Origin of the sequence: Haemophilus seminalis, assembly GCF_006384255.1 — a bacterium.
Taxonomy (GTDB): domain Bacteria; phylum Pseudomonadota; class Gammaproteobacteria; order Enterobacterales; family Pasteurellaceae; genus Haemophilus; species Haemophilus seminalis.
In genome coordinates this window covers 62869-79893 of record NZ_VCED01000004.1, presented here as the reverse complement: position 1 = coordinate 79893, position 17025 = coordinate 62869, and the positions used below count along the sequence as shown (strand labels likewise).

General features: G+C 36.7%; 14 protein-coding genes and 2 pseudogenes. 3 read left to right on the top strand and 13 right to left on the bottom strand.

Annotation, left to right across the window (positions count from 1 at the left end; all coding sequences use genetic code 11):
• Positions 1 to 27: 27 nt before the first annotated feature.
• From hybG to hybO, 7 genes are all read right to left on the bottom strand, one after another.
• On the bottom strand, positions 28 to 303 hold the full coding sequence (gene hybG / locus FE813_RS06655; protein WP_139989955.1) for a hydrogenase maturation factor HybG: 276 nt from the start codon (positions 301 to 303) through the stop codon (positions 28 to 30).
• 29 nt (positions 304 to 332) lie between these two features.
• Positions 333 to 842, bottom strand: a complete 510-nt coding sequence (gene hybE / locus FE813_RS06650) for a hydrogenase-2 assembly chaperone (RefSeq protein WP_139989954.1) — start codon at positions 840 to 842, stop codon at positions 333 to 335.
• A 91-nt stretch (positions 843 to 933) separates the two neighbouring features.
• The gene (locus tag FE813_RS06645; RefSeq protein ID WP_139989953.1) at positions 934 to 1407 is read right to left on the bottom strand and encodes a HyaD/HybD family hydrogenase maturation endopeptidase; all 474 of its coding nucleotides are present in this window, start codon (positions 1405 to 1407) and stop codon (positions 934 to 936) included.
• The gene (gene hybC / locus FE813_RS06640) at positions 1407 to 3116 is read right to left on the bottom strand and encodes a hydrogenase 2 large subunit (protein WP_139989952.1); all 1710 of its coding nucleotides are present in this window, start codon (positions 3114 to 3116) and stop codon (positions 1407 to 1409) included. Before hybC ends, FE813_RS06645 begins: the two co-directional genes overlap by 1 nt.
• Positions 3116 to 4342, bottom strand: a complete 1227-nt coding sequence (gene hybB / locus FE813_RS06635) for a Ni/Fe-hydrogenase cytochrome b subunit (protein ID WP_005629305.1) — start codon at positions 4340 to 4342, stop codon at positions 3116 to 3118. The genes hybC and hybB overlap by 1 nt, the downstream gene beginning before the upstream one ends.
• Positions 4335 to 5375, bottom strand: a complete 1041-nt coding sequence (gene hybA / locus FE813_RS06630; protein WP_005636015.1) for a hydrogenase 2 operon protein HybA — start codon at positions 5373 to 5375, stop codon at positions 4335 to 4337. The genes hybB and hybA overlap by 8 nt, the downstream gene beginning before the upstream one ends.
• Positions 5376 to 5377: 2 nt before the next feature.
• On the bottom strand, positions 5378 to 6523 hold the full coding sequence (hybO, locus tag FE813_RS06625; RefSeq protein WP_139989951.1) for a hydrogenase 2 small subunit: 1146 nt from the start codon (positions 6521 to 6523) through the stop codon (positions 5378 to 5380).
• 312 nt (positions 6524 to 6835) lie between these two features.
• On the opposite strand from hybO, the gene FE813_RS06620 reads away from it, so the two are divergent.
• A complete protein-coding gene (locus FE813_RS06620; protein ID WP_235898354.1) occupies positions 6836 to 7018 on the top strand; it encodes a hypothetical protein in 183 nt (60 codons plus the stop codon).
• Here FE813_RS06620 and FE813_RS10870 read toward each other — a convergent pair.
• Positions 7010 to 7738: pseudogene (locus FE813_RS10870) on the bottom strand (transposase); the annotation flags it as partial. The gene FE813_RS06620 and the pseudogene FE813_RS10870 sit on opposite strands and share 9 nt — an antisense overlap.
• A 108-nt stretch (positions 7739 to 7846) precedes the next feature.
• Between FE813_RS10870 and FE813_RS06610 the strand changes: the two are divergent.
• Positions 7847 to 8179 carry a helix-turn-helix domain-containing protein gene (locus tag FE813_RS06610; protein WP_139989950.1) on the top strand — a complete coding sequence of 111 codons (333 nt, stop codon included), beginning with the start codon at positions 7847 to 7849 and terminating at the stop codon, positions 8177 to 8179.
• Positions 8180 to 8211: 32 nt separating this feature from the next.
• Here the strand turns inward: FE813_RS06610 and FE813_RS06605 are convergent, their stop codons facing one another.
• The 3 genes from FE813_RS06605 to FE813_RS06595 are packed head-to-tail and all read right to left on the bottom strand — an operon-like array spanning position 8212 to position 13376.
• Positions 8212 to 10788 (bottom strand): BpuSI family type II restriction endonuclease, encoded by a 2577-nt coding sequence (locus FE813_RS06605; protein WP_139989949.1) that lies wholly within the window; start codon positions 10786 to 10788, stop codon positions 8212 to 8214.
• Between the two features lie 54 nt (positions 10789 to 10842).
• Positions 10843 to 11919 (bottom strand): DNA cytosine methyltransferase, encoded by a 1077-nt coding sequence (locus tag FE813_RS06600; protein ID WP_139989948.1) that lies wholly within the window; start codon positions 11917 to 11919, stop codon positions 10843 to 10845.
• Positions 11916 to 13376, bottom strand: coding sequence for an Eco57I restriction-modification methylase domain-containing protein (locus FE813_RS06595; protein WP_180978698.1), 1461 nt, complete (start codon positions 13374 to 13376; stop codon positions 11916 to 11918). The genes FE813_RS06600 and FE813_RS06595 overlap by 4 nt, the downstream gene beginning before the upstream one ends.
• Positions 13377 to 14095: 719 nt before the next feature.
• On the opposite strand from FE813_RS06595, the pseudogene FE813_RS06590 reads away from it, so the two are divergent.
• Positions 14096 to 14292: pseudogene (locus tag FE813_RS06590) on the top strand (IS1595 family transposase); the annotation flags it as partial.
• 224 nt (positions 14293 to 14516) lie between these two features.
• On the opposite strand, the gene trpCF reads toward FE813_RS06590, so the two are convergent.
• Together trpCF and trpD are read right to left on the bottom strand one after the other, a co-directional pair.
• Positions 14517 to 15956 carry a bifunctional indole-3-glycerol-phosphate synthase TrpC/phosphoribosylanthranilate isomerase TrpF gene (gene trpCF / locus FE813_RS06585; protein ID WP_180978706.1) on the bottom strand — a complete coding sequence of 480 codons (1440 nt, stop codon included), beginning with the start codon at positions 15954 to 15956 and terminating at the stop codon, positions 14517 to 14519.
• Between the two features lie 40 nt (positions 15957 to 15996).
• A complete protein-coding gene (gene trpD / locus FE813_RS06580) occupies positions 15997 to 16998 on the bottom strand; it encodes an anthranilate phosphoribosyltransferase (RefSeq protein ID WP_139989945.1) in 1002 nt (333 codons plus the stop codon).
• Positions 16999 to 17025 lie beyond the last annotated feature (27 nt).

Sequence of the window (17025 nt, the reverse complement as noted above, 5' to 3'; positions counted from 1 at the left end):
AAATTACATCGGATCAGTATGTTATCTTTATTTTTGATTCAATCCTAAAAAATCCCCAACTTCGTGCTCTAGTTGACTCATTGCAAGTAAAGCTTCTTGGGTTTTCTTGGCTTCATCTTCATCAATAACACTCATTGCAAAGCCAACATGAACGAGCACCCATTTGCCAAGTAAATCGGAAGGATCTCCCGTGCAGACTAGAGAAATATTCACATCACGTTGTACGCCACATACATCCACAGTGGCAAGTTGAAGAGCGCTTTCGCCAATCTTAACAATTTGGCCTGGAACACCTAAACACATAATACTTTCACTCCTATTGAAATTTGTGCCTATTTTACTATCGCGCGGAATAAGTTACGTCGATCTGGATCAAAAGTTGTTGCTTTTGTTGGCATAGATAAAATCATTCTGAGGCAATCTTGCGCGAGTTGAGCTGCTTGAGTATTTGTCATTGCAGGATCAATCGGAGAATGAAGGGAGCAACTAAGATATTGTGGAATATTTTCTAAACTACTCACTGTGAAGGTGAAGGTTTTATAGGGCAGTTGTACTGAAAGTTTATCGCCAATTTCACGGGGTTCCCATTCCTGATCTTTGCCAGGCAAAATGACAATACTTAACATCCAAGGTGTCACAACTGTACCTATCCATTGGTTTTCAAAAAGTACAAATTTAGGACAATAGCAGTCGATACCTTTTCGATAGAAAGGAAGATCTTTCATTTCTTCTGCAACTTTTCGCATTTCGTTTTGGAAGATTGAAGATGGATCTTCGGAGAAGCCTTGAATGACACCTTCAAGTGCGGTGGTATTTTCTGGTGTTTTTTCGTGTCGATACATAATTATTAAAATTTACAGTGAGGTTAATTTCAACAATTCACGCATACCATAAGAGTAAATTATGGCATGCGTGAAATATATTATTTCTCATCTACATTTGAACGTGAAATCCATACTCTTTCAAAACGTTTTCTAATGTTTTAAAAATTTCTGGAAATTGCTTTTGAATTGTTTCACTTAATTCAATCTGCGGCTCAAAAGTTTCTGGTTGAATCCCTATTAAACATAGGTTTTTAGGGAATTCATCCGTTAACTTTAATGCGGAAAGTACATCACAAATACCAAGTTGGTGTGGTGAAATTTTACGCGAGAAAAATACTGGTACTTGCTCATCATGAAGCACAATGACTTCTCCTGGCTGTTTATTGGCAAGTACAGCATCAATGATGATGATATGCTCACGATTCGCCATTTCATCCAATAATTCCATACCGCAAGTACCACCGTCAACCACATCAAAGTGCGGTAGAATTTCAGGGCGATTTTCTAGGGCTTGGGCGATTCGTACGCCTACGCCTTCATCGCCGAGTAAAATATTACCAACACCTAAGATTAATGGTTTCATTAGAGCACCTTCACTTGTGTGACTTCACCATTTTCTGTATTCACAACATGCACTGCGCATGACATGCAAGGGTCGAAAGAGTGGATAGTACGCACAACTTCTAATGGTTTTGTCGGATCTGCTACGGGTGTACCGATGATGGAAAGCTCATAAGGGCCCATTTCATCATTTTGGTTACGAGGGCCTGCATTCCAAGTCGATGGCACAACAGCTTGATAATTTTCGATTTTGCCATTTTTAACGACAACCCAGTGAGAGAGCATACCACGAGGTACTTCACCAAAACCAACACCTTTAAACTCACCTGTTTGTGGAATGTCTGTCTTGAGATAAGCAACGGTATCACCTGTGCCAATATTATCAACAAGTAATTTCCATTGTTGTTCAAGAATATTATTTAGCACGCAACAATGTACGGTACGAGCAATAATACGCCCTAAGGTTGAATGTAAATGGTCAACGGATAAGGTATTGCCGCTCAGTTTTTCATACAGCCCTTTAATATGGTTAAAGTGATGTAATGTATCTTTATTTTGGTTTGCCAAGTTACACATTAAATAGGCAAGAGGGCCGACTTCAACAACTTTTCCGTAGAAACTTGGCGCTTTAACCCATGAATATTTTCCTTCATCTTGCCAGCCTGTATATTTCGGACGTGTTAAACCAGCCCAAGGTTCAAGCGGTTCATCGTCTTCATACCAAGAGTGTTTACCACTTTCTTTAATGCCTTTCACAACAAATTCATCTTTCTGTTGGGTAATTGGACGGAAGGTTGAAATATCGAAGTTTTCAATATAGCCACCCGTTAGAACAAATTTAGAATTATCACCATCAATTGGATATTCAGGTACAGAGAGGTAGTTGCCCGATGTTTTACCAAGATTGAGCCATTCAGGATAATAAGCTGCAATGATCGCCGCATCAACACGATAAACTTGAGTAACAAAGTCATTTAAACGATCAATACAGGATTTTACAAACATTAAACGTTCTAAGTTTAATACTGATTGAGAGTCTAAGTTGATTGGGTTTGCTACGCCACCAATTGCTAAGTTTTGAATATGCGGTGTTTTTCCGCCGAGTAATGCCACAATACGGTTACAATCACGCTGACATTCAAGTGCTTGTAAGTAGTGAGCCACCGCGATTAAGTTTACTTCTGGCGGTAATTTCATTGCAGGGTGACCGAAATAACCGTTGGCAAAAATACCAAGCTGACCGCTTTCAACTAAAGATTTAATTTTATTTTGTACATTGCGGAATTCATTTGCACTGTTTAGTCCCCATGTTGAAACACCTTTAAGCATTTCAGCGGCTTTATCGGGATCAGCATTCAGTGCCGCAGTGATATCCACCCAGTCCATCGCAGAAAGTTGATAAAAATGAACGATATGGTCGTGCATACTATGAGCAGAAAGAATCATATTGCGGATATATTGTGCATTCACTGGTACTTGGGCACCGAGAGCATCTTCTACTGCACGCACACTCATAATGGCGTGAACGGTTGTACAAACGCCACAAATACGTTGCATAATCATCCAAGCATCACGCGGATCTGAACCTTTCACGATATTTTCCATACCACGCCACATTGTACCTGATGACCAAGCGTTGGTTACTACGCCATTTTCAATTTCGCAATCGATACGCAAATGGCCTTCAATGCGTGTGATAGGGTCGATTGAGATACGTTTTTTTTCAGTCATTATTCTGCTCCGCTCATTTTTTTACTGAATTGTGCTTTTTCGGCAATAATTTGTTCCGAGTCTTCATGATGTTTTTCTTTCAACACTGGTAAGACAGGGAATAGACGAATTATTAAAATATAGGCGCAAATTTCGATGGAAACGAAACCAATAGAAATTAGCAATTCTTCTGCTGATGGGAAGTAACGATAGCCATTACCTGGATCGTACATAATCATTGAATAATTTAAACGCCATAGGGCTGCGCCGAGTAACATGCTCAAGGCTGAAATAAATAGCCAACGTGAATCAGATTTTTTCTCACCAAGGAATAAAGTGAGTAATGGTAATGTCATTAGCCATACTTCCATCCAAAACATCCAAGCTTCAAATTTACCAAGTTTATCGAATCCGAATACATAATGGAGTTTGTCATGGTAAATCAATTCGCCAAAGCGTACTGCAAGGAAAAGTGCGATTAATCCAGCGGTCACTTTTGCAAGCTGGGTAAAGAGTGAACGTTCATCTGGTGTTTTTCCTGCTAAACCTGCGCGCACTAAAGAACCTTCAAAAATTACGATAGAAAAGCCCATAATAAATGCGGTAAGCAAGGATAAGATTGGTAATGCTTCATAGCTTTGCCACACTTGATGAACTTTATGACCAGCGGCGATCATTAATGATCCCATAGATGATTGGTGCATCATCGGTAATAGTGCGCCAAGTGCGATGACAAAGAACATAATTTTGTTGAGCTTATTGAACCATTTTTTCAATCCTAAGAACCCGAGCCAAACTGGCGCAAATTCAAGGGTAACAACAATGATGTAAATCGTCATACAAAATGCGGTTTCAAATAACACCGAGTTTGTATTGAATTGACCTGGAATGTAGAAGTAAGGCAAGTGCCAGTAACGTCCCATATCAATGGTGATGGAAAGACCACCTAGTGAATAGCCGAATAAGCTTGCAAGCAATGCGGGACGCACAAGAGGGTGATATTTCCCTTTGTTGAAAATATATACTGTCCAAGCTAATGCCCAACCACCACAGGCAAAACCTGTACCTACAAGTAAGTCAAAGGAAATCCATAAGCCCCAAGGATAACCGCCGTTAAGTGCGGTGACGGAACCGATACCTAAGAACAAACGTTTGATAATTAATAAGATACAAATTACAGCCAAAGGTGCAAAAAAGAGAATACTGGCGGAAACTAATCGACCGCCCACCGGACGTGGATTACCCATGATGTTCATCCTCCGCTTCTTCCATTTCTTTACGCGCTTGGCGCATTGCTTCTTTTTGCGCTTCAATTCGTTCACGAATCTTATCGCCGTGCATATTCTTATAAGTCATCATTGTTAAACCAGCTAACGCCACCAGAGGCAATGCTAAACCGCGATACAAGAAGTGTTGTAAATGCGCTGCGCGTGCACCTGTAGCAATATCATCTAACTCTGGGAAACCTAAATTTTCTTGTGGAACCGCACTTAACACTAATACTTGTGTACCGCCACCTTCTTTTTCACCGTAAATACGATATTGATAGGCTGGCACCGTTGCGCGATAAGTGTCTTTACTGTTTACGTGTTGGCGAGGATAGTCATATTCCGTGCCACGTAATAAACTTAAACGACGTTTTGCTTCTGCTAAAAGTTCTTCACGGGTACCAAAAATAATTGCGCCAGTTGGACAAACATGACAACACCCTGGTAATTCACCTTTATCTAAGCGTTCCACACCTTTTTGGTTGCAAAGTTCACATTTGCTGATTTGGCCAAATGGATTGTCATAATCATATTTTGGCACGTCAAACGGACAGCCCACCATGCAATAACGGCAACCAGTACAAATATCAGGATCGTATTTAACAATACCTGTTTTAGGATCTTTGGTTAAAGCCTGTACTGGGCAAACAGAAACGCAGTTTGGATCAACACAGTGCATGCATTGTTTTTTAACATAAGCATAACCGTTTTCTGTTTTATCTTTATTTTTGCCATCGCCATCGCTCCATACTTGAATCACATTGCGTGTGAACGGAGTGAGTTTGTCATTGTTTGCCCAGGTTTGCTCACCTTTTGGATTGACAGGTGTTTTATTCACTTGCTGACATTCTGCGACACAAGCCTGACAGCCAACGCAAAGTGTGGAATCATAAAGCATACCAAGTGCGCCAGGAATGGGTGGAAGATTTTCCACCGCTTCGGCTTTTGCAACGGGCAGACCTGATGTGACTGTTCCCAGCAGACCTGCTTTAAGGAAATTTCGTCTATCCATCTTTAATGTCCTTGATCTTGATTGGCTTGATTGTCTGCAGCTTTGTTCGCTTTATGTTGTTTGCTCAATTCTTTCAAGGTCATCACGCTGACACCTGCTAAAATGGCTGCAGCACCGCCTAATAAGCCAATCGCCGTCATTGAGGCACCTTCGCCTTCAACATTGTTCACATCTGGTTTTTCCACGCGTGGCGTTGGGTTTTCGACGTTCGCTAATTGGAAAATGCCTTTGGTAAAGCCGATACCTTGATCGTTACAGCCATAGCAAGGATGTCCGATACCCACTGGCCAGTTATTGCCACCAACATCACAGAATTCTAGTGTCGAGCAGTTGCCGTAAGTTTCGGGCCCTTTACAACCTAAATGATATAAACACCAGCCATGACGATGACCATAATCGCCAAATTCTTTTGCGAAACGGCCGGCATCAAAGTGCGGTCGGCGATAACAGTTTTCATGGATTAGACGGTCATAAGCAAACAATGGGCGATTTAATTTATCCATTGCTGGTAATTTTTTATAAGTGATGATATAGGCAACGGTTGCCAAGAAATTATGTGGGTTAGGAGGGCAACCAGGAATGTTAATAATTGGTGTGCCTTTTGGTAAAACTTCAGAAAGACTGACCGCACCTGTTGGGTTGCCACCGCAAGATGGAACACCGCCCCAAGATGAGCAGGATCCAATCGCAATAATGGCTGCAGCACCTTTTGCGGCTTCACGAATATGTTCCACAATTGGTTTGCCAGCCACCATGCAGTACACACCGCCGTCTTTAATTGGAATGGAACCATCCACTACAAGCACATATTTGCCGTAATAGTTATGGATAGCATTATGTTTATTTTCTTCCGCTTGTTCACCAAATGCGGCAGAAAGCACCTCATGATATTCTAGGGAAATTAAATCGAGCACGAGATTTTCAACAGTTGGGTGGGTTGCACGCAGTAAAGATTCGGTACAGCCAGTACATTCTTGCGCACCAATCCAAAGCACTGGTGGGCGTGCAGGGCTGGTCATTGCTGCCGTTATTTCAGCGCCCGCTTTAGAATTTAGCCCCATCGTAGCCGCAAGTGCGGTACATAATTTCATAAAATCTCGGCGAGAAACATCTGCCAACGCAGAAAAAACGCCATCTGGATTATTCATAGTATCACTCCAAAGACACACATTTATTGTGGGAATTGGCCAATGATAAATGTTTTCTTCAAAAAAAATTTGATCATAATCATGAAATGAAGAATTTATAGAAAAAATATGTCCAAATTGTGAACGTAATGTTATTGTATTTGAGAGGAGTTCTTATTTGATTGAAAAAGAACAAAAATAAAGGCTGTAGAACACAGCCTTAGATTGGATTAAGAACAAATTTTCGGTATTATGTAGCAGTTGCACAAATACTTAACCTCTTGAAAATACTAAAATCTCCATTGAAAGTTTAACTCAATGGAGATTTTTATTATGGCAGAATCCCACCTTATTTCTCAACTTACCAAATTAATCGAAAGTAGCTATAAAGAAAAAGCAATTCTTGAACATCAACTTGAGCAGTTAAAACAACAGAAATTAGATTTAGAGGATAAAATACTTTGTTTTGAAAATGCCTTGATATACATTGAACCCAATTTCGATTTAAGGCAATAGCACATCATAAGTCGTGCTTTCATCGGTGTTGATTCGAGTATTCGGTTTAATGAATTTGTTAGCAAAACTTTTCACGACATATTGTGACTCGGTTCGTGCCACGAAAACGTGCGAACGTTTCGCTCCACAATGCAACACATTACTGGCTTTTTCTTCGGCTGAATAATGTTTGCGTGCCACTATCACACAACGTTTATCAGGGTTCTGATTTTCTTTCAAGCGATAGTCAATGCGGTCAGATTTTTTATTTGCTTTGCGAGGGGCTCTGGGTGAACATAAGTACCATCCATATCCACTATGCTCGAAAGGGGCCTTATGTCGCGTTTTTTAAGTAACGCCTTACGGAACTTGTGAGAAAGGACTAATGCCGTTCTCGGATTAATCCCCATATTTCTAGCAAGTTGATGCGAAGAAATACCCTTCACGGCATTGCCCCATTAGATAATGGCATAAAGGTAGGTTTGGAATGACAATTTGTGATTGGCAAAAATAGTGCCTGATGTCACGCTAAAAGTATGATTGCAATGCTTGCATCGCCAATTGCTTACGCGTACCAATCCAATAAGCCTTATGTTGCACACCACATTTCGGACAAACGACCACTTCTTTACTTCCCCAACGCAATTCACAAAGCAAGCCAAATTCTTCATCGGAAAGTTGAGCTACTTCACGAGAAGAAATCGTACGCGCCTTACTGGAAAGAAGGAAGTGTTGAGCCATTTCTTTTGATTTATTCCATATTTAACATTAAAATATACCCATTAGGGTAACTTTTATATTCTTAAAGTTACCATAGAGAGCATGAAAAGGCTAATATAGAATACTTAAATGAGTATAAGTGAAAGATTAAAACAGGTTATTGAATCTAAAAATCTCAACATTAAAGAATTTTCAGAATTATCGGGCATCCCATATCGTTCTGTTCAAAACTATTTATGCAATGGACGTGAACCAAATGTAGAAGCACTTACCAAACTAAAAGAAATGATGAATATCAACATTAACTGGCTGTTAACTGGAGAAGGGGAAATGTTTCAAGGTTTGCCAAGTGATGAGTTAGCCGAAAAAGAGCAAGCCCTTATCAATCATTATCGACAAATGTCGAGTGATGTTCAAAGGGCTGTTGAGGTGTCGTTTCAGGCTATTTTAACATTGAAATAGCAACCGCCTATTTTGATTAGGTATTCTAAGAATTATCTAGTTTTTCGTAGTTCTACCATTTGACTTAGGTATTCTTTTGCCTTACTTAAAACATATTCATAATCATTGCCAAATAAAATTTTGCTCCATAAAATGTCAATATCTCTAACTTGAGGATTCTCTAAATCTAAGAAAGTGACGTTCTGTATTCCAAGTAATTCATTTTTTAAGTCTAATGGAATAATTTCAAGATTGGGTATAACTGTTGTAACTAAATCTTGTTTCTCCATTTTTCTTGTTCCTTCTTGATTTTTAGTCGTATTCTCACAGATAAGCTGATAGAAAATTGTTGTAAACCAAGTCGTTAATAAATACGCATTTGTATAATCTTCTAGGTTTAGTATCATGAAATTTGTAGAAACAAAAATTTCTTGAGTTGCCAAGTATGCTTTACCATACCTTCTGATATCTCTAGGAATCAGGATTGAATTAGTCAACGTTTTACGAGAATTTTCATTCTTGACAATAGATCTTAGTTGTTCAAGTGATTTAGATTTTTTCTTCTGTTTTACTTTTGAGCTATCTTTTTCTGATTCATAATTAAGGTAAACAGTAATAATCTCATCTAATTCCATATCGCTTAAAGCATCACTACATAAGAAATTGGTATCTCCCTTAGATAACACCATTATCATAGGATCTGCATTTCTCATACCTAATTTTAGATGAGCAGAATATTTATCCTTTAATTTGCTATTAAACCATTTCTTATTTAGATAAATTAAATCAGAACCCCCTTTATTTGCAACTTCTCCTCTATGTAAGTTAAACTGAGTTTTATCTAAGCTTTGTAGTTGAGAGTTTTGATAAAAATATTGGGTTAAAAAATCTTTAATTCTTAAATGAGTTGGATTAATAAAGCGCCAACCATCATTAATTGCTTGACTAAATACGTCATAGCTAACGCCTGCAATCGCAAAACCATCCCCTTCATATTTACATTCTGCGCCTAAGTTCTCTTTTAGGAAATTCTTTAATTCAAAAATATCTACATCAGGAATATCCGCTATACAATTTATCAAGTCAATACGTTGCGCAGGTTGCCCTAATTTACCAATAAAAACAAAAGTGTCTTTAATTACATGTTCAAATATACTTTCCCTAGGATAGTCGAAAACAATTCGCAATCCAAAAGAATTCAAAATTAACTTACGAATAGTAGTTGACTCTACTCCCCTAGCAAGTAAATGTGATTTTGATAGAACACAAGCAACGGTCGTTCCTTGAGGAAGTAAATGAGTAATCAATTCTAAGAAAGCTCCTTCCAAGGGCATCTGACCAATTTGGGTAATAGGTTCTTTCCCTGTTAATTCCTTAATTCGATTAAAAAAATACTCTTTTCTGTCGATGCAATTTATACCGGATACGTAAGGTGGATTAATCACTAAAACGCCTACATTATTAAAATATTCTTTAGGCAGAGTCTCAATATTATGATCTGAAATACTAGGTGAATTATTAGGTTTGATAGTGTCAATATATTCTAAACCAAGTCTTAAAGATAAAATCTCAAGTAATTTAGAATTGATATCATTGGCAAGAATTCTATTAGGAGATATTTTAAATTCTTGTGCAGTAGCGTGTATTAGATTACCACTACCAGCCGCAGGATCACAAATATACTCATCTATCTTTAGATTGCCATGAATTAAATGAGCTAACATCGCGACCACTTTACTTAGTTCAGTATCAGTTGCTACTTCACCATCAATTTCTTTCCCATAAGATACATAGTAATGTAATAAATCTGCAATCTTATCACCGATAGGGTATTTTTGCCCTAATTTAAACATTTCGGATATAATACTCCTATCCACTATATTATCCTTAGTAAAAGGATTAGAGTGATAGTCAAAGATTGATTTAAAATTTAACATAAGAGCTTCATCACAAAGCTTCTCTATATTCCCTCTGAAGTTTTTGATATCTTTTAATTTCCTACTTACTCTTTTCTGTATTTGAGAACCACGAATGTATTGGTAAAAACAAACAGCCAGATAAGATTTCCATATTGAGAGATCACCCGCTTTATATAATTTAATATGCTCAATAAACTCCTGGAATGAATGATCATAAGTAAAGCTATCGTGAATAAATTTTTCTATGAATTTCTTAAAAGCATCTTTAAGCTTGCAAGTAAATTCATTCAAATCTTTATCAGTTACAATATTTTTGAACTCATCCACATTGCGTGAACCATTCTCTAATCGTTGTTGGTAGGAGCGAGGACGTTCTTTATCATATCGAAAGCAAGTAATATATTCTAAATTAGTTAAAATATAATAGTTTTTTTCCATTTGCTCTATGGCAGATTGAACATAGGACATTGCCTGATACTGATAGCGTTCGCTATTGACTGCATTTTTAGTCTTTTTCACTTCAATTACACACAGATATTTCCCCGTAGAGCGGTTCTTTATCACAAAATCCATTTCAAGTGAACCCGTGCTCTGATGGTGTAAGACTTGATATTCACTGCTAAGATGTAATTCTTCTAATGCAAGATTTAAAGCTTTTTCACAAATAGGATGAAATACACCGACCTCCGAATCACTATAGTTGATTTTCATTCTAACCTCTTATTAAATTACCATAAATTTTTATTACAATATCAAATCATTTATTTAAAGATAGCTTTTTAGATGTTTAGCAATTGCTTTTGATAACAAAGGAGGCACAGCATTACCCACTATTTTGTGTTTACCAAGCTTACTTGTTGAAACTAATTCATAAGAATCAGGGAATGATTGCAGTCTTAATGCTTCTCTAACAGTAATCAAACGATCATTTGTATAGTGAATATTACAGCCTACATTAGGTCTATTAAAGTAAGTGTTAATAGTATAAGCAGGCTTAGACTCATCTAATCTGCCATAGCAAGTCGTATGCCCTCCCTGAGCCTGTAAACGTTTAATTCTTGCCGAAGCCACTTCATTAGGAATATCCATATAGTTACCTCCTTGCTTTACATGAGAAATAATATATTTATCTAAGTCGCTCATCTGTGGAGCTGTATGCTCCGATACCTGAAACTGCTCATCTGCCCTCATCAACTTTTGGTATGTTGTCTGAGGTGGTTGCAAATAAGATACAAAAGTATTGTCATTAGCAATAATATCTTTCAAGTCATCTAGTGCATCGGATACACTTATATAAGGAAGTAAATTTTCGCCATGAGTAGGAGTGGGAAAGTTGAACACAATATTTTTTCTTAGCCCAACAATAATAAGTCTTTTACGCCTTTGTGGTACACCGTAGTCAACGGCATTCATTACTTTTACTGAAATATTGTAGCCCAGTTTTCTGAATTCATTCTGTAAGATATCTAATACTTTAACCCCATTATTATTTTTAGCAGATAAAAGCCCTGTCACGTTTTCAAACACAAACGCTTTTGGCTTGGTAGTTTTTAGTATTTCTAAATATCTCCAAACAAGCATTCCTCTTGGATCATCTATATCCCGCTTACCCGCCAATGAGAATGATTGGCATGGTGGACCACCAATTAATACATCTGCTTTGGGGATTTCATGAATATTAATTGTATTAATGTCGGCTAATATAATATGTTCACCAATATTTTTTCTGTAAGTAGCCACGGCATTAGGCTCATTATCTATAGCCCATATAATATTGTAACCCTCACTAATAAATCCTAAGTCTAGTCCGCCACCACCGGAAAATAAACTAACAACCTTCATTTTTTTAACCTATTACTTTTCTTCTTAATATAACTTAATTTAATCACTTCATAAGTTATGCTACTATAGTTAGCAATCACCTTAGTAATATCATCAATAATATTTAGATATCCTGATTTTGAATCCATAAGCTTTTTCCCTAATCGTTTCAGATTTTCTATATCATTTCCTAATATAGTTTCTATATTAGGAAATTTTATATGTTCTAAATCATATTTTTGTAACTTTAATAACCCACCACCATATTCCTTACCCATTTTTTCAAGTTGGTAATAACAGTAGTAATTGTTTAATAACGCAAGCATCAATAATTTATCAATATTAGGCTCAATGATATAGAAATTATCTCTAACTAGAGAGTCACAATCATGTATAATAAATTTTATCTCATCTCTAATAAAATAGCCAAAAATAATCCCTTTTGATGGTATTTTATTTATTTTGAACCAGTTATTTTCATTAGCCTTAATTTTCTCAAATAGAGTCTTGGGGCTCTTGTTAAATAATATATTTTTTTTATGAGTATTTAAATATTCATTTAAATCACTAGAAATATCCTTGTAATTATATTTATCTAATATTAGTATTTGATCTAAGTGAGCATTTTTGGTGGAGTAACCTACTACTGATTTAGGGGATGAGATAATTGGGAAAATATACTCCTCACAATTATTTAAAGGAGGATTGATATACATTTTATTATAACCCGTTGTCAACCCTCGTCTAATTTTAGCTAATTTAGTTAAGGAATCAGGAAAGTCAACGTCTAAATCCATATTATCAGACAAATCCCTTACCAACTTTCTGCCATTAAAAATTAGATTATCTGTTACTGTCAAAGATGTCACTTTAGCCTTCACGAGTTTTAAAACAACAACTTCTACTAACGCATTTTGTTCAAATAGTTGCCCCTTTATAGACACCTGTTTAACTATCGAACAATCTTTAAGTAATAATTTTTTAAATACTATGCCATGTTTTGATTGAAGCCAATTACTTGGGAAAATGATAACAAGCTCACCATTGGGCTTAAGTAAGGATATTGCTTTGATTACAAAATACATATAGATATTTGCATTTAATGGTAATCCTTCATATATTTTTTCCTTGGATAACTGCTTTTTAGTAATACCTAATTCATTTAAGTCATTAATCTTTTCATGTCGAATATATGGTGGATTCATAATAATTCCGCTATATTTTTTTGGAATATTCGATAATAAAAAATCTGAATTAAACAATTCTACATAATTTAGTTTATTTTTCTTGACATGTTCAAATAAAAAAGGATCGATTTCATAACCTTGAATTGAATTAAACTGGTGCTCTAATAATGAATGAATAAACACCCCCTCACCAAAACAAGGATCTAATATAGTTTCAATAGTATCAATATTAAAAAGCGATACCATATAGTCCGCTATTTCTCGTCTAGTAAATACCTGTCCTAAGTCCATAAAACACTCAATTTTTCTACGTAAATAATTCTCTGATTTGCGTGATTTTCTCATTATCTAAATACACGATTATTGTAATATATTATTGTATCATTATCAAAGTAACTTTAAAGTATATACTTCACAATCAAAAGACAGGTAGGCAATCAATAAATTGTCTTGGAAACAGGCTGTTTCGATATTAAGGAATATCCCTAGTCCAACCTTTGGCTTAAAAAACTATACATAGCAAGTAAAAGTGTGGCAGTTACCTTATCTTTTTCAAATAATCCTTTACAAAAGTATATTATGTTTTCGAGCTAAACTATTATTCAATAATAATTGAATCTATTTACACAGTATAGTTAGCCAAAAATAACATCGAAGTGATAAAAAAATTATCAATAAATATATTAATAACTATGAAAGTTAGTATTGCTATTGTGAACTGAAAAATAAAATAAACAAAATGAAAAATTAATTTAACTTCTTTTAATAACCGCTTTACTTTCCAAAAATATCGCTTTAAAATAAAAGATATTTAGAAGTGAAAAAGCCGCTTCCTTGCGGTGGCGGCTTTTTCTTAATTCTCTTCATCTTATCTTATTTATAAGGAATTGATGAGGATTATATTCCACTATTGTTTCCTTATCAACAAAAATCTCTTCATCTAAAAATTTGATTTGGAATTTTTCGTGTTAATGCATTTGTCTTGTATTGACTTATTTATCATTTCTTTAAATAGGAAACTCTTTGAAGATGTTCTTAAACGTTGCTTATGGGTTCTGTCATTTCAAGAATGGGTTGGTTATTGGCAGAGCATCGTGAAGGTGAGTTTCTAGGTATGAAAGCCTTTGCGCCTAACGAAATTTCATCACGCGACTTTAAGCGACTTGAAGAACAAGCTGAATACGATGAAATTCTGATGGCAGCATAGAACCGAATAGACGCTAATAGACTAGATAGAAAGAAATAGCTTACCTGAATGAAGGTTGAGTGGAATAGCTACGCCTTGAGTTTGAAAAAATGGAAAATTGATGTGAAAAATTGCGAGGTTGAAGTTAGAATTTGAGGTAAAAGAAATGCCTTTCACAATTTTCATTCGGAAAGGCATTCAAATTTATGCGGTAAATTAGTCAATTTTCGGTCTTTGTGCAACTGCTACATAATACCGCAAATTTTTTCAAAAACTAACCGCACTTTTTCTTGATCTTTTACGCCCGCAGAACTTTCTACTCCAGAATTAAGATCTAAGCCTAAGCAATTTTGTTGAATGGCTTGCTCCACATTATTTGGTGAGATGCCTCCGGCTAAAATAATCTTATGTTTAAGATTTTCAGGAATTAATGACCAATCAAAAGTTTTCCCTGTGCCACCTTGTTGGTTCGCTGTTTTGCTGTCAAAAATATAACGATCCACATTCAAATCATCAGTAAAATCGACCGCACTTTGAGCTTCAGTATTGACAGAAATCGCTTTCCAGATTTGCGTGTTTTTTGGTAGTTGTTGGCGAAGTGCGGTAATAAATCCTTCAGTTTCTGCACCATGTAATTGCACCGCGTAAAGTTGCAACTGGCTGGCTATTTTTGCGATAAAGTCAATTTCTTGATTCTGAAACACACCAACAAATCGAAGTGGAGCAGTGGTTACCAATTCTTGCGCCTGGCGTAAACTTACACAACGTTTTGAATGTTCTACGAAGATTAATCCTCCGTAAAGTGCGCCGTTTTCGTAAACGATTTTGACATCTTGCGCGCGCGTTAAACCGCATACTTTATTTTCTCCAAAAATCACCGAGCGAACCGCATTATTCAAATCTTGGTTGCCCATTAAGCTGCTCCCAATTAAGAAACCATGCGCCACTTTTTGTAATTGACGAATTTGCTTGTGGTTGTAAATGCCTGATTCGCTAATAATACGTACATCAGCAGGGATACGGTCGGAATATTTTTCAGTGAGTTCAACAACACGATTTAAATCCACAGTTAAATCGTGCAAGTTACGATTATTGACACCAATAATTTTCGCACCAAGCGCAAGGGCGCGTTCAAATTCTTCTTCATTACTGGTTTCTGTCAATACGCCCATACCAAGAGAATGCGCAAGATCTGCCAGCACACGATAAGTCTCATCGTTTACCACAGAAAGCATTAATAAAATTGCATCCGCTTGATAGTAGCGTGCAAGGTAAACTTGATATTCGCTAATCATAAAATCTTTGCAAAGCACAGGTTGGCTCACGATATCGCGAACTAAAGGCAAGAATTCAAAATTGCCTTGGAAGTATTTTTCGTCAGTTAGCACAGATACGGCAGAGGCATAATGTTTATAGACATTGGCGATTTCTTCCAAATTAAATTCAGCACGAATTAATCCCTTGGAAGGGGAGGCTTTTTTACATTCCAAAATGTAAGCAGGCTTTTGATGCGTACCTTTTGCTAATGCCTCGTAAAAAGAGCGGTCAGATTTTTGAAGGTTTTCTTTAAATTGTGAAAGCGGAAATTCAGTTTCCTTTGCTTTAACCCATTGTGCTTTGTCTAAGACGATTTTTTGTAACACCGTAGCGGAATCAATGGGTTTAGTAAAATCTTGAGTGATCATCATTTTTCTTCTTATTGTGGCGTATCAAATTAGCTTTTTATTAATATTTGGTTAATTTCTGTAATGTTTCAAAGGCTTTACCTGATGCAAGATGCGCCAATACATTTTGCACATTTTGTTTTAAGTCATCATGCCCGAATAATTTTAATAATAATGCCGTGTTTGCTGCGACAGCATTTTCGTGTTCAGCCTTTCCTTTGCCTTGTAAAAGTGAGGTGAGCATTTTGGCGTTTTCTTGTGGTTCACCACCACGAAGGCTTTCGAGGGATTGCGTTTTTAAGCCAAAATCTTTAGGCGTTAAAGTGAAATATTCAATTTTGCCATTTTTAATTTCTGCCACTTGCGTTTCATCGTGCAATGCAACTTCATCTAAGCCAGAACCATGTACAACAAAGGAATGTTGATATCCTAAGGCGACTGCGGTTTCAGCATAGGTTTTCACTAATTCAGGGGCATACACGCCAAGTAAATGATAAGTTGGGCGAGCAGGATTGATAAGCGGACCTAAAATATTAAAGATAGTGCGCGTTTTTAAAGCAGCACGGACTGGCGCAACATGGCGGAAACCAGAATGATATTGTTGAGCAAATAAAAAGCAGACACCAATTTCATCTAATGCTTGTCGAGCTTGCTCTGGTGTGACATTCACATTAACGCCAAGTGCGGTTAATACATCGCTAGCACCTGATTTACTTGACACGCTTCGATTGCCATGTTTTGCTACTTTGGCTCCCATTGATGCTGCCACAATCGCACTGGCGGTGGAAATATTAATGGTGTTTTGCCCATCACCACCCGTTCCTACAATATCCGCAAAAGAATAATTTGGATGTGGGAATGCTTTGGCATTTTGTAATGAGGCGGCAACCGCCCCCGTAATTTCCTCAGTATTTGCTCCCCGCACTTTTAAAGCGATAAGCATTGCAGCAATTTGTTCATTGGAAAGCTCACCTTGGATGACTGCATTAAAAAGTGCGGTGCTTTCTGAGGTTGAAAGTGAATGTCCGCTATAAAGTTGTTCTAATAATTGGTTGTGTTGCATAGTCTATTCCTGTTTTTCTTTGTATAT

Excerpts from the sequence above, each read along its gene's own strand:
- hybG (WP_139989955.1), bottom strand. The coding sequence starts at position 303 with ATGTGTTTAGGTGTTCCAGGCCAAATTGTTAAGATTGGCGAAAGCGCT.
- hybE (WP_139989954.1), bottom strand. The coding sequence starts at position 842 with ATGTATCGACACGAAAAAACACCAGAAAATACCACCGCACTTGAAGGT.
- FE813_RS06645 (WP_139989953.1), bottom strand. The coding sequence starts at position 1,407 with ATGAAACCATTAATCTTAGGTGTTGGTAATATTTTACTCGGCGATGAA.
- hybC (WP_139989952.1), bottom strand. The coding sequence starts at position 3,116 with ATGACTGAAAAAAAACGTATCTCAATCGACCCTATCACACGCATTGAA.
- hybB (WP_005629305.1), bottom strand. The coding sequence starts at position 4,342 with ATGGGTAATCCACGTCCGGTGGGCGGTCGATTAGTTTCCGCCAGTATT.
- hybA (WP_005636015.1), bottom strand. The coding sequence starts at position 5,375 with ATGGATAGACGAAATTTCCTTAAAGCAGGTCTGCTGGGAACAGTCACA.
- hybO (WP_139989951.1), bottom strand. The coding sequence starts at position 6,523 with ATGAATAATCCAGATGGCGTTTTTTCTGCGTTGGCAGATGTTTCTCGC.
- FE813_RS06620 (WP_235898354.1), top strand. The coding sequence starts at position 6,836 with ATGGCAGAATCCCACCTTATTTCTCAACTTACCAAATTAATCGAAAGT.
- FE813_RS06610 (WP_139989950.1), top strand. The coding sequence starts at position 7,847 with ATGAGTATAAGTGAAAGATTAAAACAGGTTATTGAATCTAAAAATCTC.
- FE813_RS06605 (WP_139989949.1), bottom strand. The coding sequence starts at position 10,788 with ATGAAAATCAACTATAGTGATTCGGAGGTCGGTGTATTTCATCCTATT.
- FE813_RS06600 (WP_139989948.1), bottom strand. The coding sequence starts at position 11,919 with ATGAAGGTTGTTAGTTTATTTTCCGGTGGTGGCGGACTAGACTTAGGA.
- FE813_RS06595 (WP_180978698.1), bottom strand. The coding sequence starts at position 13,376 with ATGGACTTAGGACAGGTATTTACTAGACGAGAAATAGCGGACTATATG.
- trpCF (WP_180978706.1), bottom strand. The coding sequence starts at position 15,956 with ATGATCACTCAAGATTTTACTAAACCCATTGATTCCGCTACGGTGTTA.
- trpD (WP_139989945.1), bottom strand. The coding sequence starts at position 16,998 with ATGCAACACAACCAATTATTAGAACAACTTTATAGCGGACATTCACTT.